General features: G+C 58.1%; 19 protein-coding genes. 16 read left to right on the forward strand and 3 right to left on the reverse strand.

Going from position 1 to position 20,627, the window contains the following annotated elements; translation table 11 throughout:
* The first annotated feature begins 25 nt into the window (after nt 1-25).
* The 9 genes from argS to KP707_RS02580 all read left to right on the forward strand — a co-directional run bounded on the left by argS (nt 26) and on the right by KP707_RS02580 (nt 8,314).
* Nucleotides 26-1,834 carry an arginine--tRNA ligase gene (gene argS, locus KP707_RS02540; RefSeq protein WP_211502040.1) on the forward strand — a complete coding sequence of 603 codons (1,809 nt, stop codon included), beginning with the start codon at nt 26-28 and terminating at the stop codon, nt 1,832-1,834.
* On the forward strand, nt 1,831-2,949 hold the full coding sequence (locus KP707_RS02545) for an SPOR domain-containing protein (protein WP_211502041.1): 1,119 nt from the start codon (nt 1,831-1,833) through the stop codon (nt 2,947-2,949). The genes argS and KP707_RS02545 overlap by 4 nt, the downstream gene beginning before the upstream one ends.
* Before the next feature lie 10 nt (nt 2,950-2,959).
* Entirely contained in the window at nt 2,960-3,718 is a 759-nt protein-coding gene (locus KP707_RS02550) for a ScpA family protein (protein ID WP_211502042.1), read from the forward strand.
* Entirely contained in the window at nt 3,700-4,305 is a 606-nt protein-coding gene (gene scpB, locus KP707_RS02555; protein ID WP_211502043.1) for an SMC-Scp complex subunit ScpB, read from the forward strand. Before KP707_RS02550 ends, scpB begins: the two co-directional genes overlap by 19 nt.
* 9 nt (nt 4,306-4,314) lie before the next feature.
* Nucleotides 4,315-4,905, forward strand: coding sequence for a Sec-independent protein translocase protein TatB (gene tatB, locus KP707_RS02560; protein ID WP_211502044.1), 591 nt, complete (start codon nt 4,315-4,317; stop codon nt 4,903-4,905).
* Nucleotides 4,902-5,681 (forward strand): twin-arginine translocase subunit TatC, encoded by a 780-nt coding sequence (tatC, locus tag KP707_RS02565; RefSeq protein ID WP_211502045.1) that lies wholly within the window; start codon nt 4,902-4,904, stop codon nt 5,679-5,681. Before tatB ends, tatC begins: the two co-directional genes overlap by 4 nt.
* Nucleotides 5,682-5,695: 14 nt before the next feature.
* Nucleotides 5,696-6,958: a serine--tRNA ligase gene (gene serS / locus KP707_RS02570; protein ID WP_211502046.1), complete on the forward strand. Its 1,263-nt coding sequence runs from the start codon at nt 5,696-5,698 to the stop codon at nt 6,956-6,958.
* Between the two features lie 14 nt (nt 6,959-6,972).
* On the forward strand, nt 6,973-7,713 hold the full coding sequence (locus tag KP707_RS02575) for an META domain-containing protein (RefSeq protein ID WP_211502047.1): 741 nt from the start codon (nt 6,973-6,975) through the stop codon (nt 7,711-7,713).
* Nucleotides 7,714-7,924: 211 nt separating this feature from the next.
* Nucleotides 7,925-8,314, forward strand: a complete 390-nt coding sequence (locus KP707_RS02580; RefSeq protein ID WP_099211091.1) for a helix-turn-helix domain-containing protein — start codon at nt 7,925-7,927, stop codon at nt 8,312-8,314.
* A 45-nt stretch (nt 8,315-8,359) separates the two neighbouring features.
* Here the strand turns inward: KP707_RS02580 and KP707_RS02585 are convergent, their stop codons facing one another.
* The gene (locus tag KP707_RS02585) at nt 8,360-10,825 is read right to left on the reverse strand and encodes a helicase-related protein (RefSeq protein WP_174694765.1); all 2,466 of its coding nucleotides are present in this window, start codon (nt 10,823-10,825) and stop codon (nt 8,360-8,362) included.
* Between the two features lie 136 nt (nt 10,826-10,961).
* Here KP707_RS02585 and KP707_RS02590 point away from each other — a divergent pair, with 136 nt between their 5' ends.
* The 3 genes from KP707_RS02590 (at nt 10,962) to KP707_RS02600 (ending at nt 15,392) form a co-directional block, all read left to right on the forward strand.
* Nucleotides 10,962-11,849: a ferredoxin--NADP reductase gene (locus KP707_RS02590; RefSeq protein ID WP_046899709.1), complete on the forward strand. Its 888-nt coding sequence runs from the start codon at nt 10,962-10,964 to the stop codon at nt 11,847-11,849.
* Nucleotides 11,850-11,876: 27 nt separating this feature from the next.
* The gene (gene gorA / locus KP707_RS02595; protein ID WP_211502048.1) at nt 11,877-13,277 is read left to right on the forward strand and encodes a glutathione-disulfide reductase; all 1,401 of its coding nucleotides are present in this window, start codon (nt 11,877-11,879) and stop codon (nt 13,275-13,277) included.
* A 75-nt stretch (nt 13,278-13,352) separates the two neighbouring features.
* A complete protein-coding gene (locus tag KP707_RS02600) occupies nt 13,353-15,392 on the forward strand; it encodes an FUSC family protein (RefSeq protein WP_086634575.1) in 2,040 nt (679 codons plus the stop codon).
* Between the two features lie 9 nt (nt 15,393-15,401).
* Here KP707_RS02600 and KP707_RS02605 read toward each other — a convergent pair whose 3' ends face one another.
* Both KP707_RS02605 and KP707_RS02610 read right to left on the reverse strand, forming a co-directional pair.
* Nucleotides 15,402-16,223, reverse strand: coding sequence for an alpha/beta fold hydrolase (locus KP707_RS02605; RefSeq protein ID WP_211496539.1), 822 nt, complete (start codon nt 16,221-16,223; stop codon nt 15,402-15,404).
* An 84-nt stretch (nt 16,224-16,307) separates the two neighbouring features.
* Complete coding sequence (locus KP707_RS02610) at nt 16,308-16,763, reverse strand: hypothetical protein (protein WP_086634573.1); 456 nt, start codon at nt 16,761-16,763, stop codon at nt 16,308-16,310.
* Nucleotides 16,764-16,859: 96 nt separating this feature from the next.
* On the opposite strand from KP707_RS02610, the gene alkB reads away from it, so the two are divergent.
* From alkB to KP707_RS02630, 4 genes are read left to right on the forward strand one after another with little or no spacing between them, the layout of a single operon-like run.
* The gene (gene alkB / locus KP707_RS02615; protein WP_211502049.1) at nt 16,860-17,516 is read left to right on the forward strand and encodes a DNA oxidative demethylase AlkB; all 657 of its coding nucleotides are present in this window, start codon (nt 16,860-16,862) and stop codon (nt 17,514-17,516) included.
* Between the two features lie 48 nt (nt 17,517-17,564).
* Entirely contained in the window at nt 17,565-18,959 is a 1,395-nt protein-coding gene (locus KP707_RS02620) for a class II 3-deoxy-7-phosphoheptulonate synthase (RefSeq protein ID WP_064273966.1), read from the forward strand.
* Nucleotides 18,956-20,146 (forward strand): nicotinate phosphoribosyltransferase, encoded by a 1,191-nt coding sequence (locus KP707_RS02625; protein WP_211500059.1) that lies wholly within the window; start codon nt 18,956-18,958, stop codon nt 20,144-20,146. The genes KP707_RS02620 and KP707_RS02625 overlap by 4 nt, the downstream gene beginning before the upstream one ends.
* Complete coding sequence (locus tag KP707_RS02630) at nt 20,143-20,595, forward strand: hypothetical protein (RefSeq protein ID WP_086634570.1); 453 nt, start codon at nt 20,143-20,145, stop codon at nt 20,593-20,595. The genes KP707_RS02625 and KP707_RS02630 overlap by 4 nt, the downstream gene beginning before the upstream one ends.
* Nucleotides 20,596-20,627 lie beyond the last annotated feature (32 nt).

Here is a 20,627-nt window from a genome sequence, read left to right on the forward strand (position 1 = left end):
TACAGGTTACAGGAATCGAGCTGAAATGGTCGCTGCACCCACTGCCCATACGACTGACTGCCTTTTTGCCCGCGCCAGAGACCAGGTGTGCGAGGCGCTGCGGTCCGTTGTCCCCGGCCTGCCGGAAGAGGTGGTGCAGCGCGTTGAAGTGACGCCGCCGCGTGACCCGTCCCATGGCCATATGGCGACCAATGCTGCTTTGCTGGCCGCAAAGCCTGCCAAGCGCAAGCCAGCGGAGATTGCGGCAGAACTGGTACAGAAACTCGCCGACCTGCCAGACATAGATCATGCTGAAGCCGCCGGTCCTGGCTTCGTGAACATGACGCTGAAGCCATATGTTTTGCAGGGTGTGGCGAAGGCTGTTCTGGAGGCCGGTGAAGCCTTCGGTCGTTCCTCGATCGGGGAGGGAACGCGCGTCAATGTTGAATACGTCTCCGCCAATCCGACTGGCCCGATGCACGTGGGTCATTGTCGTGGCGCTGTGGTGGGGGATGCGCTTGCAAACCTGATGCAGGCTGCAGGCTACAAGGTCACGCGCGAATATTACATCAATGACGCCGGCACGCAGGTTGTTGCACTGACATGGGCAACTTACTGGCGTTACCTGCAGGTTATTGGCACCGACATCGATGCCGACACGTTCAGCCCGCTGACGCCGAATGGTTTGCAGTATCAGGGTGACTATCTGATCCCGGTTGCCAAGAGCATTGCTGAAAAGCATGGTCGCGCTCTCGCCAATGATGATGGCAGCCCGGCTGATCCGTCTGTCTGGTTCGATATCATCCGCGCTGAAACGCTGGTGCAGATGATGGCCGCAATCCGCGAAGATCTGGAAGGGTTGGGCATCTCCCATGAGGTTTTCGCCAGTGAAGCGGAAACGCTAGCGAGTGGACGGGTTGATGCCGCGATTGCCAAGCTGGAAAGCAAGGGCCTGCTTTATGAAGGCGTGCTTGAGCCACCCAAGGGCAAGACCCCCGAAGACTGGGAACCGCGCCCGCAAACCCTGTTCCGCTCTACAGATTTCGGGGACGATCAGGATCGTGCACTTCGCAAATCTGACGGGACCAACACCTATTTCGCCAATGACATCGGATATCACGCTCAAAAGGCTGAGAACTCAGACGTTCTGATCGATGTGCTGGGTGCGGATCACGGCGGTTACGTTTCCCGCATGCGCGCTGCAATTTCGGCGCTGACGGATGGCAAGACCGGCTTTGAAGTCGTGATGTGCCAGATTGTGCGCGTTGTGAAGAATGGTGAGCCCGTCCGTATGTCCAAGCGTGCGGGCACGTTCGTGACGCTGCGCGATCTGCTGGATGAAGTCGGACGTGATGCCGTGCGCTTCACAATGCTGACCCGTAAGGCCGATGCGCAGATGGAATTCGATCTGGATGCCGTTGTTGCCCAGACGCGTGATAACCCGGTGTTTTACGTTCAGTATGCTCACGCCCGCTGCCGCTCGGTTCTGCGTTCAGCAGAAGCGATGTTTGGTGCTGCATCCGTGACGCCTGAAGCGCTGGCAACTGTTGATCTTTCCGGTCTGTCGTCAGACGTGGAACTGGCCGTTCTGCACCGTATCGCGTCTTTCCCACGTTCTGTCGAAGCGGCTGCTGCAGCGCGTGAACCGCATCGGATTGCAACGTATTGCATTGATCTGGCGTCTGATTTCCACACACTGTGGAATCGTGGACGCGAAGACACGACCCTGCGCTTTCTGCATGAGAACGATCGTGAGACGAGCCTGGCAAAGCTGGCGCTTGTTTCTGCGATTGCCGGCACCCTGCGTTGCGCACTGACCATTCTTGGCGTTGTGCCAGTGGAGGAAATGCGATGAGCCCTGACAGCGAGAATGATCGCGATTTCCGGGATCCGGGTGATTACGGCGCGGGACCTTCTTCTCCCCGCCCGTCGTCTGCCCCGCGTGCGGAGCGTGAGCGCCTGAGCAACGACTACGATGATGACGCCCCACCGCGTCGTCGTGCGGCGGCAGCGCCGGAGACTGCGAGCCGCGCCGGTGGCGTTGCGTCCCTTCTTGGCAGTGATCCGGCGACGCGAAAGCTTGTCGGTGGCGCTATCGGCATCGGCGCCGTGTTGCTGCTCGCTGTCGGAGGATGGTCTCTGACAGGAGGCCATCACGGCGGAATTCCCATTATCGGCCCACCGCCAGGCCCTGTGAAAGATGTTCCAACCGATCCGGGAGGAATGCAGATCATGGGCAGTGATAGCGGCGATACGGATCTGACAGGCAACGGGGAAGCGCATCTGGCTCCGGGACCGGAACAGCCGGACGCGAAGGCGCTGGCTCGTCAATATGGTGTGCAGCCAGGGACGCCTCCTGCGGCTCAGCCGGACAAGCCCGCAGCGCCCGCTGACGCTACGCCTCCTGACGGTGCGGCTCCGGCTGCTCCAGATGCTGCAGCAGGCAAGGACAAGGCTGCCGCTGAACCGTCGGTTGTGCCTCCCGAGGCTCCTGAAAGCAAAGATGCCGCTTCAGCGCCCGCGGACGCCGAGGCGCCGGAAGACGCTCCAGCACCAAAGCCGGTTCCAGCCGTCAAGCCGCAGCCTAAGGCCCCTGATGCGCCTGTTCACAAGGCTGTTCCGCCCAAGCCTGTGCAGAAGCCCCTTCCGGCGCCTGTGGCTGAGCCAGAAAATGCTATTTCTCAGCAGAAAACGGCTGCTGCGGCTCCGAAGGCTGAGGCTGGCGGTGCACGCGAAGTTCAGCTTGCCGCGCTCGACAGTGAAGCCGCAGCGCGCAAGGAGTGGGACACACTGCGCCATCAGGCACCCGGACTGTTCGCAGGTCATTCACCGCTCTTTGAGAAGACTGCTCATGGGGACAAGACGTTTGTGCGGCTGCGTATTGGTGGCTTCGCGGATCTGAAGGCCGCCCGGGCGTACTGCGTGAAGCTGCACGCACAGTCCATCGCCTGCACTCCGGCACAGTTCTGAGAGACCGGGCTTGAGCGAGGTTCTGCATCTGACGCTGGACGGATTTGAGGGGCCGCTGGATCTGCTCCTTGACCTCGCCCGGTCCCAGAAGGTGGACCTCGCAAAAATCTCCATTCTTCAGCTTGTCGAGCAGTATCTGTCCGTTGTGGAGCAGGCCCGCGTGGAAGCACGGGCACTGCGGCTTGAACTGGCAGCAGACTGGTTGGTGATGGCAGCGTGGCTCGCTTGGTTGAAGTCCAAACTGCTTCTTCCCGCAGAAAATAACGGGGAAGACGCTGAAGAAGCGGTGGAGCAGCTTCAGGAGCGTCTGTTCGAACTGGAACGTATGCGGGCGGCCGCAGCCTGGCTCATGGAACAACCAAGGCTGGGTATGGATGTGTTCCGTCGCGGCGAAGGGGAAGACCACACCGAGATTGACCGTTCGGGTCTGAGAGTGGACCTGTCAGCGCTGATCACGGCTTATCTCTCTGCCCGCAGGCGTACGAACCGCAAACGTGTCTATGCGCCACGCACCCGCAGGTACTGGAGCGTGCAGGATGCCTTAGCCCGTCTCCGCCGCATGCTGGGCACAGACGCCGTGGCGGACTGGCAGACGCTGACGTCCCTTCTGCCCGAACATCTGGGGGAAGGGCTGGAAGCTGGGCCGTATGACCGCAACGCCGCTCTTGCGGGAACACTACTCGCAGGGCTGGAAATGGCTAAGGGTGGTGCGGTGGAACTCCGTCAGCCAGAGGCTTTTGCTGAAATTGAATGGCGGGCAGTCTCGTGATGTCTTCCGATATGGAACGCGCCTGCCTGCTGGTGGAGGCACTTGTTTTTGCCAGCCCTGAGCCGGTGCGCCTTTCCATCATTGCGGACCTTCTAAGTACACAGGGTCTGAAAATCGCGGCCACGGACGCTCTGGACGCCGTGGGAGAGCGTTATGCGACCCATGCTATCGAGCTTGTTGAAGTGGCTGGAGGCTGGCAGTTCCGGACGCGCGCTGAATATGCATCTGCGCTGACCAAGATCGTGGAGAAGCCTCGTCGGCTCAGCCGGGGGGCAATGGAAACGCTGGCAATTATTGCGTATCACCAGCCGTGCACACGGGCAGAAATTGAAGCGATCCGTGGTGTATCTCTGGGGCAGGCTATTCTGGATGCGCTGCTGGAAGATAGTCTGATTGCGCCGAAAGGCCGAAAGGAAGTGCCGGGGCGCCCCGTTCTCTGGGGAACGACACCCATATTTCTGGAGAGTTTCGGACTGCCCGATATCGGGTCATTGCCGAAGCGTGAAGACTTCCTGTTGGACAGGGCTCCCACTGAAGCAGCACCAGATGCGCCTTCACCCGTAGGCGAGACTGACGGGAAGGGCTAGGATTGTTGCATGTTTGACTTCAGTTTCTCTGAAATTGCCCTTTTTGTCGTCGTGGCAATGGTTTTCATTCGGCCGAAAGATCTGCCGGTTGCCATTCGTACACTCTCGAACGGTATCAAGGCGATGCGCCGGATGGCTGGTGAATTCCAGTCTCATATTGACGATATGGTACGGGAAGCGGACCTGTCTGAAGCGCGGGATCAGTTTCGGGACCTAAAGAACTTCAATCTGCGGGACCGCGTCACGAAGGCGATCGACAGCGATAATTCCATTCGCCGTAGTCTGGACATTGATACCAGCGGCGCAGCAGTGTCGTCCTCCAGTGTCAACGATCTGCCACGGGTCCCGGCTCCTCCGCCGATGCCGCCATCTTCTTTTGGTGGTGGTGAAAGCCGCCCCTACAACGCGATGGTTCAGTATCAGGCGGAAGAAGAGCTCAATGATGACATTGTGGACGCGCCATCCATCCTTCCACCCGCAACAGCACGGCGCCTGATGCATGAGCGCGCCCGCTGGCGCGCCCCGGATATTCTGCCGCCTGTCCGTGCGCTTCATCATGGCCGGCGCGTTGCCATTTCGAGCGCGGAGAAAGACGCATGACGGACTCCGATACGATCCAGGACACCCCGATGCCGTTGCTCGACCATATTGTCGAGCTTCGACGTCGGCTGATCTGGTCCATTGCAACGTTCGTGATCGCCTTTGCGATCTGCTATCACTATGCAGGCGATATCTACCGGTTTCTTGCGGCGCCTCTCGGCAATATCATGCGCGAGAAGGGTGAGCAGCCACACCTGATCTATACGGCGCTTTATGAGGCGTTCTTCACGTATATTCGTGTGGCGGTGTTTGGCGCGACGTGCCTGTCTTTCCCGATGATTGCCATTCAGGCGTGGATTTTCATCGCGCCCGGCCTGTATCGCAGTGAGAAGAAGGCATTTGCACCGTTCCTCGTCGCAACGCCTGTCATGTTCACCGTTGGCGCCGCGCTGGCCTATTATGTCGTCTTCCCATTTGCCTGGAAGTTCTTCCTGTCGTTCCAGACCTCGGGCAATGGCGGAATGGACATCGAGCTTCAGGCCAAGGTGTCTGAATATCTGACGCTCGTGACGAAGATGATCCTCGCATTTGGGGTCTGCTTCGAGCTTCCGGTGATCCTGACCTTGCTGGTGCGTGTGGGGCTGATCGGGACGGCGCAGCTTAAGAAATTTCGCCGCTATGCGGTGGTGGCGTCCTTCGCCGTGGCGGCCGTGATTGCCCCGCCTGACGCCATCACCATGCTGAGCCTCGCCATTCCGCTTGTGGCGCTGTACGAGGTATCCATTCTTGTGGCGCGGCTGGTTGAGCCGAAGCCCGTGACTGACGAAGAAGACTGACGGAGCCCTGAACCATGCATGACCTGAAAGCCCTGCGCGCCGATCCGGCCGCATTTGACGCTGCTCTTGAGCGTCGGGGCCTGTCACCTGTGGGGCAGAAAATCGTCTCCGAAGATGAAGAGCGCCGCGCCGCTCTGGCGGCGCTGCAGGAGGCTCAGGCGACCCGCAAAACGCTGGCCAAGGAGATCGGGCAGGGCAAGCGCACTGGCGCCGATACGTCCGCTCTCGAAGCGCAGGCAGTCGAACTGCGTGACCGGATTACGGGTCTGGAAGAGCGTGCGGCCATCATCGAAAAGAGCATCGACGATGTTCTGGCCTCCCTGCCGAACCAGCTTGACCCGTCCGTGCCGGATGGGAAAAGCGAGGATGAGAACGTCGTCGTTCACTATCGTGGCGAAAAGCGCGAATTCACATTTGAGCCGAAGCAGCATTTCGAGCTGGGTGAAGCTCTTGGCCTGATGGACTTCCCGACGGCGGCCAAGCTGTCCGGGACGCGCTTTGTCGTTCTCCGTGGCGCGCTGGCCCGTCTGGAGCGTGCGCTGGGTCAGTTCATGCTGGACACACATACGACCGAGTTTGGTTACAGCGAAACCAGTGTTCCACTGCTGGTGAATGATGCGGCGATGTACGGCACCGATAAGCTGCCGAAGTTTGCTGAGGATTCCTTCCGTACGGAAGATGGCCGCTGGCTAATCCCGACCGCGGAAGTTCCGCTGACGGCCTCTGTCATGGGCGACATTCTGCCTGCTGATGCGCTGCCGATCCGTTTGACGGCACTCTCCCAGTGTTTCCGTTCCGAAGCCGGGTCTGCGGGGCGCGATGTGCGCGGTATGCTGCGCCAGCATCAGTTCACGAAGTGCGAACTCGTTTCCATCGTGAAGCCCGAAAACAGCGATGCCGAACACGAGCGCATGACGCAGGCCGCCGAGACCATTCTGGAGCGCCTTGGCATCACGTTCCGCCGTATTCTGCTATGTGCGGGCGATACGGGTTTTGGTGCGGCCAAGACGTTCGATCTGGAAGCGTGGATTCCTGGGCAGCAGGCCTGGCGTGAGATTTCCTCCTGCTCCAACACCCGGGCCTTTCAGGCTCGGCGCATGAAAGCCCGGTATCGTTCCGACAATGGTCCGGCCTTCGTGAATACGCTGAATGGTTCCGGTCTTGCTGTAGGGCGGACGATGATTGCCGTGATGGAAACCTACCAGAACGAAGATGGCAGCATAACCATTCCTGAAGTTCTGCGTTCCTATATGGGTGGGCTAACCCGTATTGGCTAAGGACTATTGCTAAGATGATAACACGCCGTTTCGCTCTTTCCCTTGTGGCAGGAAGTGCCTTTGTCCAGATGGCAAAAGCCGCGCCTCTGGAAACTTTGAGCGGGACGGTGACGTACCGGGAGCGTATGGCGCTCCCGGCTGGAGCTGTTCTCACAGTTCAGCTTGAAGACATTTCCCGCGCAGATGCCCCCGCGATTACTCTGGCGGAGAGCCGCCAGGATATTCTCCGTCCGGGCCCGATTGCTTACACATTGCGCTACCCCGCATTGAAAAGCGGGTTTCGCTACGCGCTGCGTGCAGAAATTCGTGTGGGTGATACCTTGCTGTTCACCACCGAAGATTTTCATGGGCTCGATCAGCCGAACATTCTTGTTCATCGCGTTTCTGCGCCTGCTGCATCATCCCCTTACGGAACCTGGAGTGTACAGGCGCTGGACGGCAAGCCTTTGGAGACGACGGCCAGAAAGCCTGTATTAACGCTCAATCAAAACGGTCGCGTTTCGGGGTTTGGTGGCTGTAACAGGCTGATGGGTCATGCCGTGATCAAGGGGAACACAATACGGTTCGCCCCGATGGCGATGACGCGAATGGCTTGTATTGGCTCTGGCATGGGGATCGAAAGTCATTTCGTCAAAAATCTGGAAGACGTGCGCTTCTGGTCTATCGGTCAGAGAGGAGAGCTCACTTTGAATTCACAATCTGGGATCGCCATGATTGTTTTGACTTCGGCAGATATTGATAGTCAAAAATTATGATTGCTACCGAGGTTGGCTGAAATTTCGCCTGATACGAAGTAATCGTGATGCGTAAAGCTGTGTCAGATTATTTTTAACTTCAGCCTGTGATAAAAATTATTTGCAAATTGATGAAGTTTTTCCGATAGCTGCGGTCTTGTTGATACCTTCTCAATCTGAAGAGCGTGCGTTTCAGGTGCTTGAAGGTACGGTGATGCTTGGGATGAAAAAAATGACTCAACCTACGGAAGAAAATGGGCCAGAGCGGCTCTCACCGGGGCTGGAGCTTGGACGCCGTATCCGTCTTCTTCGGGAAATGGTTGGACTGAATCAGCAGCAGCTTGCAGATCGGGTTGGAATTTCGCGGTCTGCCGTGGCTTTCTGGGAAACCGGGCGCTCCGGCCACGTCGGTAAGCATCTGGGCGCACTGGCTGAGGCCCTTGGGGTGGACGCTGAAGTGCTCCTGACCGGCATGGCATACAAGGAAATTCAGGAAACGCTGACCCCCGATGAAAGCATGTTCCTGAACCTTTATCGGCAGCTCAGTCCGCTTATCAAGCTGCAGGCCCAGAAATGGGTAGAACGGCGCGTTCGGCAGGCTGAAGACGCCGCAGAAGGTTAAGGTGCTTCGAAGGGCAGGATGTTTCCTGCCCTTCGGAACAGCTTTTCAGCTTCGTTTCCGAGGGAAGCCGCCAGGCTTCCCTTTTTTCTTGAAGCCCGGCTTGGCAGGGTGGCCTGACTTTCCGGCAAAAGGCTTGTCACTGCGGCCTCTCGGCGTGAACCCGCCGCGCTGCTGCTTCTGGCTTTCGCGCATTCGGCTCTGGGTGCGCAGAACCTGCTCAATCCAGTCATTCAGGATCGACGTGTTGATCTCAGCGTTCTGCTGCGCGGGATAGGCTTCCGGGAAGCGCAATGCGAGCCAGCGCCAGGCGACGAGGCGCTTATGGCGCTTCTCTGCTCGTTCCAGCTCTTCGCGGCCTGCCTGCTCTGGATGGGGCAGGCGACCCGTTCCTGGTGGCGGAACTGGGCGACCCGCAGCGTGATCCGCGGCCCAACTCACCAAGCGCTGAATCCCATTGTCCCGCTCATCAATCGGGCACATGGCGTAGGTCCAGCGTGTGGTCAGATCGAGGTTTTCCACGCCTTCCAGAGCTGCCGCAATCTCAAGAGACTGTTCCATGTCCGCCAAGCGGTAGTTTGGATCATCCGGCCGCAGAACAGCGTGCTTGATGCGTGTCAGAACACCATAAAGACTGTCGCTGCCGATTTCTTCAGCAACGGCACGCACGATGTCTGAGTCTGGCTGAACCAGTGGTCGCAACTCCGTCACAGGTTCTGGAGGAGCAGCCAGCATGTGGCGAACGAAAGTCGGGCTGCCAGATTCTGCAAGAACGCAGACAAGGCCTTCCTCATGCTTGCCGTAGCGGCCAGCACGCCCACCAATCTGTTTGACCTCCTGCGAGATCAGATCGCGGGTCTGACGCCCATCAAACTTGCGTAGGGCGCTGAAGACAACGCGGCGGATGGAGAGGTTCAATCCCATTCCAATAGCATCTGTCGCAATCAGAATATCTGCATCACCGTTGTTGAAACGGGCGGCTTCTGCGCGGCGCACTTCCGGACTGAGGGCGCCATAAACAACGGCCACCCGGCGTCCACGGGCCATAAGCTCGGCCCGCATGTCCAGAACTTCACGCCGTGAAAACGCAATGACGGCATCGCCGACCGTCAATTCGCTGAGATGAACTGTTCCGCCAGCTTTGAGCGGACTTTTTCGTTCGAGATGGATCTCGTCCACCGGGTCGTCACAGAGTTCGGCAATCCGTTTGACGAGCGGGATACAGTCCGCAGCGCCAAGAATGTACACATGTCGAGCTGGCACACCCATGATCGCGGCTGTCCATGCTGCACCCCGATCCGGGTCTGCCAGCATCTGGGCCTCATCAATGATGGCGACGTCCACCGGCTTATGGAACGGGCACATTTCGACCGTTGCTGCCAGGTGGCGAGCACCGGGCATTTCAATGCGCTCTTCACCCGTGGCCAACGATGCGGGGACGCCACGGGTCAGCAGAGCTTCCCGGAATTCATGCGCCAGGAGACGAAGAGGGGCGAGCGCCAGGCCGCTCTCTGCATTGGCGAGAGCATTGAGTGCTGTGTACGACTTCCCCGAATTGGTCGGGCCCGTAACGAGCGTAATGCGGCGCTTGAGAGAACGCGCCGTGCGGAAATGAGCCGCAAAACGGTCCAGCGCTGCAACGCGGGCAATGGCGGCATTGCCGACCTTGGTGCCACGCTCCAGCTTCTCCGGACGATCCGGTGTGCCACTGCGCCATTCGGGAAGGCGCGCGCGCAGTTTCTTCAGTTCGTCTGGATCGAAGAAGAACAGTTCGATGCCGTCGTCACGTGTTTCGCGTTTGGCAATGGGAAGACGGTTTTCCGCCACCCACCGCAACGCTTCACGCCGGGAACAATGGAGAATGCCCGGGACTTCTTCAAACCCGGCAAGATTGGCTTCCCACTCTTTCAGGCGTTCGAGCTCACGCTCCCGGCGACGTTCTGCGCGAGCCTGAATGTCAGCCTGTTCGCGGGCGCGGCGCTCTTCCGCCAGACGGAGATCGTCTTCGAAGCCGAGGTCAACGCTTCCGAATGCGCTCGCAATACTGCGGGAAAGCTTTTCAAGCTGGCCGCCAGACAGGATCAGTCCGGCATCTGCAAGATCGGCACGAACCTCTTCGAGAACGCTGCGTGGCGAGTCTCCCAGATCCTGCCAGCGTGAGACCAGAACATCCTCTAGTGTGAGGCGCAGAGCCGCAATGTCGGCACGAGGGTCATGCGTGCGGGCTGCAGCTTCCTGTGTGTCGGCTTTCGTGACCCAGACTTCACCGGCACGGCGGGCGACATTCATGAGCTGGGACGCCCATGTCTTACGCCGTACGACGCACAGCGCGTCGATCAAGGCCTCGTGGGGGAGGGTAGCTTCATTACCCTCAAGCCGCCGGGCGACCTGCCGAAGCAGCGCTGGCCGCTCACGGGGGGTGATGTCCAGCGGTGTCCCGAAATCGGCTTCAGCCTGGTTCAGGGCACGTTCGGCGGGAGAGAGGGGGGCGTCGCTCACGGAGTCGTCTGTCATGAAAAGACTTTTGCGTCATTCGGCTATCGGGTTCAACGCAGATGGGTTTTCCGAAACGTGATGATTGCGCTAAAAGGTCCGGCTCTTATCAGGTCCGAGACCTGTTATCCGTGCCACACCGGAGACAGAAACCGATATGTCCACCCCGAGTTTTGCCGCCCCGACTCCTGAGATCGACGAACCCATTACGGGCCTGACGCCGTATGAAGGCCATCCGAAACAGTATCGCCTGGCTGAACCCAGCAAGGAATACGCTCATCTGTATCCTGCAAAGGTTCTGACCGTTCATCACTGGACGGACCGTCTTTTCAGCTTCACCACAACGCGTGACCCGGGCCTGCGGTTCGAGAACGGCCAGTTCGCGATGATTGGCATTGAGGTCGAGGGCAAGCCGCTTCTGCGCGCTTATTCCATCGCGTCTGCCAACTATGAAGACCACATGGAGTTCCTCTCCATCGCCGTGCCGGAGGGGCCGCTGACGTCCCGGCTGCGTCATGTGAAAGTGGGCGATACGGTTCTGATCGGTCGTAAACCGGTGGGGACGCTGCTTCTTGATAACCTGAAGCCGGGTCGTAACCTGTACTTCCTGTCCACAGGCACAGGCCTCGCGCCGTTCATGAGCCTCATCAAGGACCCGGAAGCCTACGAGCGCTATGAGAATGTGATCCTCAGCCACACAGTCCGTATTTCGGGCGAACTGGCTTATGAGAACCACATCCGTCATGAGCTGCCGGAGCATGAGTTCCTGGGTGAGTTCGTTGCTGAGAAGCTCAAGTACTACCCGGCTGTGACGCGTGAAGACTATGCTGTCACGGATCGCATCACGAAGCTGATCGAAAGCGGCAAGATCTTCGAGGATCTGGGCATCGATAAGCTCGACCCTGAGCATGATCGCGTCATGATCTGTGGTTCGCCGGAAATGCTTGCGGATACGGAAGCACTTCTGGAGCGTATGGGCTTCGAAGAAGGCAACATGAGCCGTCAGGGTTCGTATGTTGTCGAGAAGGCGTTCGCAGAGCGCTGAGACCACAGGCACGGAAGGCCGGGATTTATGCAGGAATTCGATCTTTTCGTCATCGGAGCCGGATCGGGTGGTGTACGCTGTGCGCGTATTGCTGCCCAGAACGGCGCGCGCGTCGCGATTGCGGAGCGTCGTCACTGGGGCGGAACCTGCGTCAATCTCGGCTGCGTGCCGAAGAAGCTGATGGTCTATGCGGCGGAGTATGGCCGCGAGATCGACGATGCCCGCGCTTATGGCTGGGATGTAACTCCGGGACCGCATGACTGGCGCACGCTGATTGATGCCAAGGACCGTGAGATCGAACGCCTGAATGGCATTTACGTCTCAATGCTGAAGAAAGCTGGTGTTGAGCTGTTCACCGGCGATGCACGCTTTGTAGATGCGAATACGGTTGAAATCGGCCCGTCCGAGCTTGATCCGGATGCTGAGGTTCAAACCGTTCGTGCCAAGAACATTGTCATTGCGACGGGTGGTGCGCCGACGCGTCTCGATATTCTCGGCGCAGAGCACGCGATTGTCTCGGATGATGCATTTCATCTGGAGAACCGGCCTGAGCGCGTTGCCATTATTGGCAGCGGCTATATCGGAATTGAATTCGCAGGAATTTTTGCGGGTCTCGGTTCGCAGGTAGACTTTGTTTATCGGCAGGACCTGCCGCTGCGTGGCTTTGACGAGGAAATGCGTCGCCATATCGCAGAATTGGTGCCACTGAATGGCATCACATCCCATCCGGGCAGCACGCCGGAACGGATTGAGAAGACTTCTGAAGGGTATAACCTTCACCTGAAGGGTGGGAAGGTTATCGAAACCGACTGCGTTTTCATGGCAACCGGGCGGCATCCGAACCTGACATCCCTGCGGCTGGATCTGGCCGGGGTCGAGGTCACAGACGGTCGGATCGTGACGCGCCTTGAAGATGCAAAGACGAACGTTCCGGGCATTTATGCCATCGGGGATGTGACCGACACTTATAACCTCACGCCGACCGCCATTGCCGAAGGTCATCTTCTGGCGGAGCGTCTATTCGGCGAAACGGGCCGCGAGTGGTCTTTCGGAACGACCCCAAAAGCTGTTTTCTTCAGTCAGCCGCTCGCTTCGGTTGGGCTAACGGAAGAAGAAGCTGCGGAACACCATACACTTGATATCTATACGTCGTCTTTCACGCCGATGCGCCAGTCGCTGTCTGGTCGCAAGGGCAAGGCGTTCATGAAGCTGGTCGTGGATTCAAAAAGTCAGGTTGTGCTGGGTGCCCACATGATCGGTCCGGATTCACCGGAAATCATTCAGGGGCTGGCCATTGCCGTCACGGCAGGTCTGACCAAGCGCGATCTGGACCGCACGATCGGCCTTCACCCCACAAGTGCGGAGGAGTTCGTGACCATGCGGACCCCGACGCGCCATGTTCCTCCTTCTTCCGACAAACAGAACTGATACTCCGATGGCTCATGACGATCCTTTGCCGCCCCTGAAGATCATGAGCCATTACACAGCAGGGCAGGTGCAGGCGTGAAACTCGGCTGGCTGTTTGCGCCGTCCATCACCTCTGTGATGTTCGCCCTGCGTACGACGATTGCTTCGCTACTGGCTCTGGCCATCGCTCTGTGGATGGAACTTGGTGAGCCGCAATGGGCCGCCATGACGGTCTGGATTGTCGCGCAAAATTCCCGCGGAGAAAGTATCTCCAAGGGCCGCTGGCGTCTGGTCGGCACGGTTGCTGGTATGGTTGCCGCCATCGCCCTGATGGGCATGTTTCCGCAGTACCCCTGGCTCTTTCTTCCTGCCTTGGCGATCTGGGTCGGACTTTGCGCCGGGTTCGCCACACTGACGCATAACTTTCGAGGCTATGCGCTCGTTCTTGCCGGCTACACCTGCACGATCATTGCTCTTGGCGCCGTCAAGGAGCCGGACAATGTGTTCAACATTGCCATGGCGCGTGGAACGTACATTTTTCTGGGCGTGATCTGCGAGACGGTCATGGGAATGGTGTTCGTTCCCAATGTGGCAGACCGCGCCCGCGAAGAACTGCGAAAGCGGTTGCAGGCTATTCTTACAAAGGCCAGCGGTGCTCTGACGGACGTTCTGAACCAGAAAGCCAACGCCACAGATACGCTCTGTGCCCTCATGGGATCGCTTCAGGCATCAAGCGATCAGATCGAGTTCTCCCGGATCGAAATTCGCAGTCAGGGAAATGAGGTCGAACATGCCTATGTGACGCTGGGTCTCGTGGCGCGTGTTCTGTCACGTGGACTGGGGCTCAAGACGCGTATGACGTCTGTGTCTCATATTCCGGAAGCGCTTCTCCCGTTTCTTCACGACATGGGGGTCGCCCTTGAAGGGCTGCCAGCGCGCTTGGAAAGCGACCGTCGCGGCATTGCAGCTCTTGTTCAGACGGAAGCCTTACTGGCTGAATGTCGAGGTCGAATGCAGGCAGTTTTGCCACGGGACGACGAAGATTCCCTGAATGAAGGCATTATTCTGACCGGCGTGGAGGTCATGATTTCGGACCTCTGTGAAACACTGCGTTCCTATCGCGCCAGTGTAGATGGTGCCCCGATTTCTGAGCGTCATCGCCTGACCCGGAACACAGACTGGCGCGCGGCCGTCCGAAACGGAGTGCGGACGATGGCTGCTCTTCTATTCGGGGCTTACGTCTGGGAAGTGACAGCCTGGCCGCAAGGGAGTGTGTTCCTGACCTTCATCGCCGTGGTCTGCGCGCGTTTTGCCACCTTCGAGAACACAGTTCTGTTGAGTGGCGCATTCTTTTACGGCGCAGTCTGGGCTGCATTAGCGAGTGTTATTCCCGTTTTCGTCGTGATGCCTGTGACGGCCAGCTATGTCTTTTTCTGTCTGACCGTTGGCTTCTTCATGATGTTGGGCGGTCTTGCGACGCGTAATCCTGGCACGGCCGTCATGGCAGCGTCCTATGGGACGTTTTTTCCGTTCCTTCTCGGAATGGATAATCAGGGACGTATGGACGAGATTTCGTGGTTCAACACGACGATCGCCCTGCTGCTTGGTCTTGGAGCCGGCGTCGTAATTTTCCGCGCAGTTCTGCCGTTCACACCACGCCGTGCGGCGGAGGTGCTGCGTTATCAGCTGCGTCGCAGTCTACGGCGTCTGGCGCTTCCCGGCGTCGTCATGGACGAATACGTCTGGATTAATGATGGTACGCAAAGCATGGAGCGTGCCGTCCGATTTGCAGGCTCTCTGGCAAGCGATCGCGCTGAAGAAATGCTGCGTGGAACGCTATCAGTCATGACGGTCGGGCGAAATGTGTTGATGCTGCGAAAGCTGGCGCAGCATGGTAGTTTGCCAGATACTGCCGTAGCTGCGGTGGATGGTCTGATCCGCAATCTTCTGCGTCGTAAACTGCCGCTCACCCATACAGCCGCAACGATTGAGCCGACACTGACGGAACTTTACGCCCTCGAGCGTGAATCTCAGGACCCGTCCATTCGTCATGATCTCGTGCTGGCGATTGGCTCCCTGCTGATCGTACAGTCAGAACTGCCGACCAGCAGGGCATTTCTCAGGGCAACAACCTGAGTTTCAAGGTCAGGACGCCAGGAATTCCAGCAGGTCTGCATTGACCTGTTCGGCATGGGTGAAGAACAACCCATGCGGAGCACCGTCATATTCCCGGAAGATCGATCCCGGAATCAGATCGGCGGCACGTCGGCCGGCGATATCAGCCGGAACCGCTGAATCAGCCGTTCCATGGATGATGAGCGTGGGAATGGTGAAAGATTGTAGATCACTGCGGAAATCGGTTTTCCCCCAAGCATCTACGCAGTCGAGCGTCGCCATCGGGCTAGCCATGCTGGCCAGTGTGAAAGACCATTCCAGCACGCCCTCACTTACAGGGTGGTGCAGCATGGTCGTACCATAAAAGCCCGGCAGAAAACTCTTGAGGAAGCCGAAGCGATCCTGTCGAATTTCCTGTTTGATGCCATCGAAAACAGAAATATCCACGCCTTCGGGATTGTCCGCAGTCTTCAGAAGGAATGGGACGATGGAGGCCAGAAGCACAGCTTTTGAAATTCTTGAGCGACCATGGCGCGTCAGATAGCGGGCAACTTCGCCACCCCCCATGGAGAAGCCCACGAGGGTCGCATCCCACAGGTCAAGCTGTTCCAAAATGACCGCAAGGTCATCGGCCAGAACGTCGTAATTATAGCAGTTGATGGGATGGCCTGAGAGACCAAAGCCGCGCCGGTCATAGGTAATGACGCGGTAGCCAGCTTCGACCAGTGCGAGGGTCTGTTTTTCCCACATGTCGCCGGTCAGCGGCCAGCCGTGGATCAGAACAACCGGGCGTCCGACGCCCATATCCTTCACATGAAGGCTCGTTCCGTCAGTAGCAGTAATATACGGCATGGAGTCTGCTCCTCATACGATCTGGCTGGATGATACCAGCCGCATCCTGAAGAGCAGAACCCCCACGCTGAAGATTGGTTTCTTTTACCAGCCGTTGCCGCGTGGAGCGACATAACCGTTGCCGGTGGCATCACCGAGCTGGCCAGACTGGGTGTTGTTGCTGCCCTGATAGGACGACCCGAATTTGGAGAGGTTGGCACCCGTTACGCTATCGCGTTCCACCCCGGCCTCATGGTCCGGATCGGGCCCGTGCTCGAATTCCGTGCTCGGAGCATCCTGATAGCCAGGTGGTAGGGACCGGTGGCCACGGGCACGGAAATGCTCTCCGCCATTGGCCTTCTGTTCAGCGCCCGGCACTTGAGACTGGGTGCTGTTTTGCTGGGGGGCTGTTTCGTAGGGCTGACCGAAAGTCGTGCTCTGAGCCTGAGCCACCCCTCCCAGCAGAGCGGTCGCCAGCAGGGCATGGCAGAAAAAGCGGGAAGAGGGCAGCATGGGATCTGGTCCTGAACCAATCATGGAAATCAACGGCCCCATCACCATATGGAAAGCAGAACCGCATATTTTTTTATAATCGGTCCGCTTGGGCTGAGGTTCAAGAGTTCTTTTCATCTCGAATGGCGGGAGCAGGAGGAAGCAGTGGAGGATCTCTTTGCGGAAATGCGGGTTCGCACAGAGCTTGGGACAGGCGCGGTCTGGTTTCCAGGCTTCGTCGACTCCGTTGCAGACCAGCTTTTGCAGCATATCCATTCTCTCTCCCAGATTTCTCCTTTCCGCGTCATGATGACGCCGGGTGGTCGCTCAATGTCTGTCGCTATGACCAGTTGTGGGGCCTGCGGGTGGTATACTGACAACCGTGGATACCGGTACGTTCGACACGACCCGATGACTGGCGAACACTGGCCGGGTATGCCGGATATATTTCGTCATATCGCTGTCGCGGCTGCGCAGGAGGCCGGATTTCCAGATTTCACTCCCGTGTCGTGTTTGGTGAACCGCTACGAGCCAGGCGCAAAGATGGGGCTTCATCAGGATCGGGATGAAGATGATCTGGCGTCTCCGATTGTGTCTGTTTCTCTTGGGGTTCCGGCCCGATTTGCGTTTGGAGGCTTACAGAAGACAGACCCGGTCAGGCGCTTTGATCTGAGGCATGGAGACGTCATGGTGTGGGGCGGGCCGTCTCGGCTGGCATGGCACGGCGTTTCGCCCGTGCGTGAAACATTCCATCAGCAGACAGGTGCCATGCGTTACAATCTAACTTTTCGCGCTATCAACCCGGCGCTTTTTCAGCCATAAACAGCGCCCCGCAATTCTGTTCACTTCCCGACCCCCGGAGGGCATTCAATGCACCCCTCGACCAAGACCCAGACGTCCGACAACACGATGTCATGGTCTCCTGCAAGCTGGCGTTCCCGTCCGATCGTCCAGGCCCCGTCTTATGAAGACGAAGCTGCGCTTGCTGCTGTCGAGGCTCGTCTGCATCGATATCCTCCGCTGGTTTTTGCCGGTGAAGCTCGCCGCCTGAAGACACGTCTGGCCGCAGCATCCCGCGGTGAAGCCTTTGTGCTTCAGGGTGGGGCCTGTGCGGAAAGCTTCGACGAATTTACGGCCGATATCGTCCGCGACACTTTCCGTGTGCTGCTTCAGATGGCTGTGGTTCTGACATTTGCCGCCAAGGTGCCTGTCGTGAAGATCGGTCGTATGGCGGGTCAGTATGCCAAGCCACGCTCATCCAACACGGAAACAATCGATGGTGTGACGCTGCCGTGCTACCGCGGTGACATCATCAATGGTCCGGAATTCACGGCGGCTTCCCGTATCCCTGATCCTGCCCGCATGGAAACGGGGTATTTCCAGTCTGCCGGTGTGATGAACCTCCTGCGTGCGTTCGCAAATGGCGGTTATGCAAACCTGCATCAGGTTCATAGCTGGAACCTCGGCTTCGTGGAGCGCTCACCGCTCGCAGCCCGCTATCAGGATCTGGCCCATCGCATTGACGAAACGCTGTCCTTTATGCGGGCTTGTGGTTTCGACAGTGCGGCATCCCAAATTGATGAGACGGAATTCTATACGTCTCACGAAGCTCTTCTGCTGCCCTACGAGCAGGCTCTGACGCGCATCGATAGCACCAGCGGTAACTACTATGACTGCTCTGCGCACTTCCTGTGGATTGGTGATCGCACCCGTCAGCCGGATGGCGCGCATGTTGAGTTCCTGCGTGGCGTTCAGAACCCGATCGGTATCAAGGTTGGTCCGACGACCACAGTCGCCGATCTGGAAAAGCTGCTTGAGATCCTGAACCCGAATGACGAGGCAGGCCGTATTACGCTGATCTCGCGTATGGGCAAGGACAAGGTGCGCGAGCATTTGCCGCCGCTTCTGGATGCCGTCATCAAGACGGGGCGTACGGTCACATGGCTGTGTGACCCGATGCATGGCAACACCACCACAACGTCCAGTAAGGTCAAGACGCGTTCTTTCGAGAGCATTCTGGGTGAAGTGCTTGGTTTCTTCGATGTATTTGAAGCCGCAGGCCGTCGTCCGGGCGGTATCCACCTTGAAATGACAGGTCAGGATGTGACCGAATGCATTGGTGGTGCCCAGTGTCTGACGGAAGCCGATCTGGGTGATCGGTATGAAACATTCTGTGATCCACGCCTTAATGCGGAACAGTCGCTTGAAATGGCGTTTCTACTTGCGCATGAACTGACAGGCCGACGAGCAGGAAAGCAGGAATGAATTCTTCCGTTTCTCAAAGCGCATTAGAACAGTCCAGCGGTGCCATTGGCCCGCTGGATCAACAAACAATTGAATCCAGGACCGATGCTTATTTCGGGCGCACCCGAAAAATCGTCGAACATTTTGGTGATGCGAAAGTCACCTATGCGGTTTTTATCCGCCGCCCGGTCATCGCGGCCTGTGGCATAGCAGTCACCTGGCTGCGGAATGTGGCCAAGGCCCAGAGTTTCGATCTCCATATTCGCGAAGTTTATGAAGAAGGGCAGTGGGTCGGCGCGGGTGAACCGCTTCTGTATCTGACTGGCCCGTTCACAAAACTTGCTCCTCTTGAAACTCTGCTCCTTCAGCGTCTTGGCGCTGCCTGTGTCGCTGCCCATAATGCCTATCAAATGGCAATGGCCTTGCCAGAAGTCCCGTTCCTGGCAATGGAAGCGCGTCATTGTGCTGGCTTCGAAATGCAGGAACAAATGGGCTATGCGGCAGCCGTTGGCTCCCGTGCAGCTCAAAAGGAAGGGGCTCGTGGGTTCATTGGGAATGCCAATGATGCAACAGCTGGCTTCTTTGGTCAGGAGCACGGTCTTGGGACCATGCCGCACGCCCTGATCGGGTATGCAGGTTCAACGCTCCGGGCTGCCGAGATGTATGCCGAAGTCTACCCGAATGATCCGCTGACCATTCTGGTGGACTATTTCGGACAGGAAGTGACGGATGCGCTGGAAGTCTGCCGACGTTTCCCGGAAAAAGCTGCTGCCGGGCAGTTAAGTGTCCGCCTCGACACGCATGGTGGGCGCTTTCTGGAAGGGCTGGACCCACAGTCGTCTTACGCCGTGCTGGAACGCTACACGCCGGGTACGATCCGTCGCTACCGCTCCGATGCAGAGCTGCGGGATCTGGTTGGTACGGGTGTTTCGGCTGCTGCGATCTGGCGGATGCGCGAAGCTCTGAATGAGGCTGGTTTTCCGAAAGTGAAAATCACGGTGTCGTCAGGGTTCAATGTGTCCAAGTGCACAAGTATGCGCGATGCTCACGCGCCGATTGACGTTGTTGGCAGTGGCTCTTTTATTCCTGATCGTTGGTCCGAGACCTATGCAACGGCAGACATCGTGGCCTATGACGGCACGCTTCGCGTCAAGGTTGGGCGTGAATTTCTGCTGAACAAGGCAAAAGCCGAACAGGAGGTCTCATGAGCGACGAAGCCGAAAACCCGGGAACGGAAACTGCCGGGCAGGGCCAGTCCTGGAGTGTCAGGATCATCGATCTCTCCGGTGCATCCGAGGATGACACTGTAGAAGTTGTAAAAGACTTCATGGACCTGATGCACGCCAATGCTTACGCCCGCGCCTATGTGCGAGACAGTATTGAGCGCTGCCGTGTTTCCGGTGCGACAAGTCGTGAAGTGCTGGAAAGCTGGATGGCTTTTGGTGAGAACGCGGAAGTTGTTGATGCGGGAGATGATGGCTGGAAGTCGTCCACGGAACTGGATGACTTCGTTGCCAATCGGGCGACACCCATGGAGCGCGACTGGCGCGCTATTGATCCGCGTCGTCTCGTGGATGACGACGAGATTGCTGGTCCTCCAGACGATGACGAAGATGATGAAGACGACGAAAATACCCACGAAGTCATTCGTCACTGAATAAATTGCTGCCCTTGTGAAACAATAGTCTC

This window comes from Gluconobacter sp. P5E10 (assembly GCF_018812145.1).
Classification (GTDB): Bacteria; Pseudomonadota; Alphaproteobacteria; order Acetobacterales; family Acetobacteraceae; genus Gluconobacter; species Gluconobacter cerinus.

Bases quoted from the DNA above. Each gene is read 5' to 3' on its own strand.
- KP707_RS02610 (WP_086634573.1), bottom strand. From the start codon at position 16,763: ATGGTGATGGGGCCGTTGATTTCCATGATTGGTTCAGGACCAGATCCC.
- KP707_RS02625 (WP_211500059.1), top strand. From the start codon at position 18,956: ATGAATTCTTCCGTTTCTCAAAGCGCATTAGAACAGTCCAGCGGTGCC.
- serS (WP_211502046.1), top strand. From the start codon at position 5,696: ATGCATGACCTGAAAGCCCTGCGCGCCGATCCGGCCGCATTTGACGCT.
- KP707_RS02545 (WP_211502041.1), top strand. From the start codon at position 1,831: ATGAGCCCTGACAGCGAGAATGATCGCGATTTCCGGGATCCGGGTGAT.
- KP707_RS02630 (WP_086634570.1), top strand. From the start codon at position 20,143: ATGAGCGACGAAGCCGAAAACCCGGGAACGGAAACTGCCGGGCAGGGC.
- KP707_RS02605 (WP_211496539.1), bottom strand. From the start codon at position 16,223: ATGCCGTATATTACTGCTACTGACGGAACGAGCCTTCATGTGAAGGAT.
- gorA (WP_211502048.1), top strand. From the start codon at position 11,877: ATGCAGGAATTCGATCTTTTCGTCATCGGAGCCGGATCGGGTGGTGTA.
- argS (WP_211502040.1), top strand. From the start codon at position 26: ATGGTCGCTGCACCCACTGCCCATACGACTGACTGCCTTTTTGCCCGC.
- scpB (WP_211502043.1), top strand. From the start codon at position 3,700: ATGGCGGGCAGTCTCGTGATGTCTTCCGATATGGAACGCGCCTGCCTG.
- KP707_RS02590 (WP_046899709.1), top strand. From the start codon at position 10,962: ATGTCCACCCCGAGTTTTGCCGCCCCGACTCCTGAGATCGACGAACCC.
- KP707_RS02575 (WP_211502047.1), top strand. From the start codon at position 6,973: ATGATAACACGCCGTTTCGCTCTTTCCCTTGTGGCAGGAAGTGCCTTT.
- tatB (WP_211502044.1), top strand. From the start codon at position 4,315: ATGTTTGACTTCAGTTTCTCTGAAATTGCCCTTTTTGTCGTCGTGGCA.
- KP707_RS02580 (WP_099211091.1), top strand. From the start codon at position 7,925: ATGACTCAACCTACGGAAGAAAATGGGCCAGAGCGGCTCTCACCGGGG.
- KP707_RS02620 (WP_064273966.1), top strand. From the start codon at position 17,565: ATGCACCCCTCGACCAAGACCCAGACGTCCGACAACACGATGTCATGG.
- tatC (WP_211502045.1), top strand. From the start codon at position 4,902: ATGACGGACTCCGATACGATCCAGGACACCCCGATGCCGTTGCTCGAC.
- KP707_RS02585 (WP_174694765.1), bottom strand. From the start codon at position 10,825: ATGACAGACGACTCCGTGAGCGACGCCCCCCTCTCTCCCGCCGAACGT.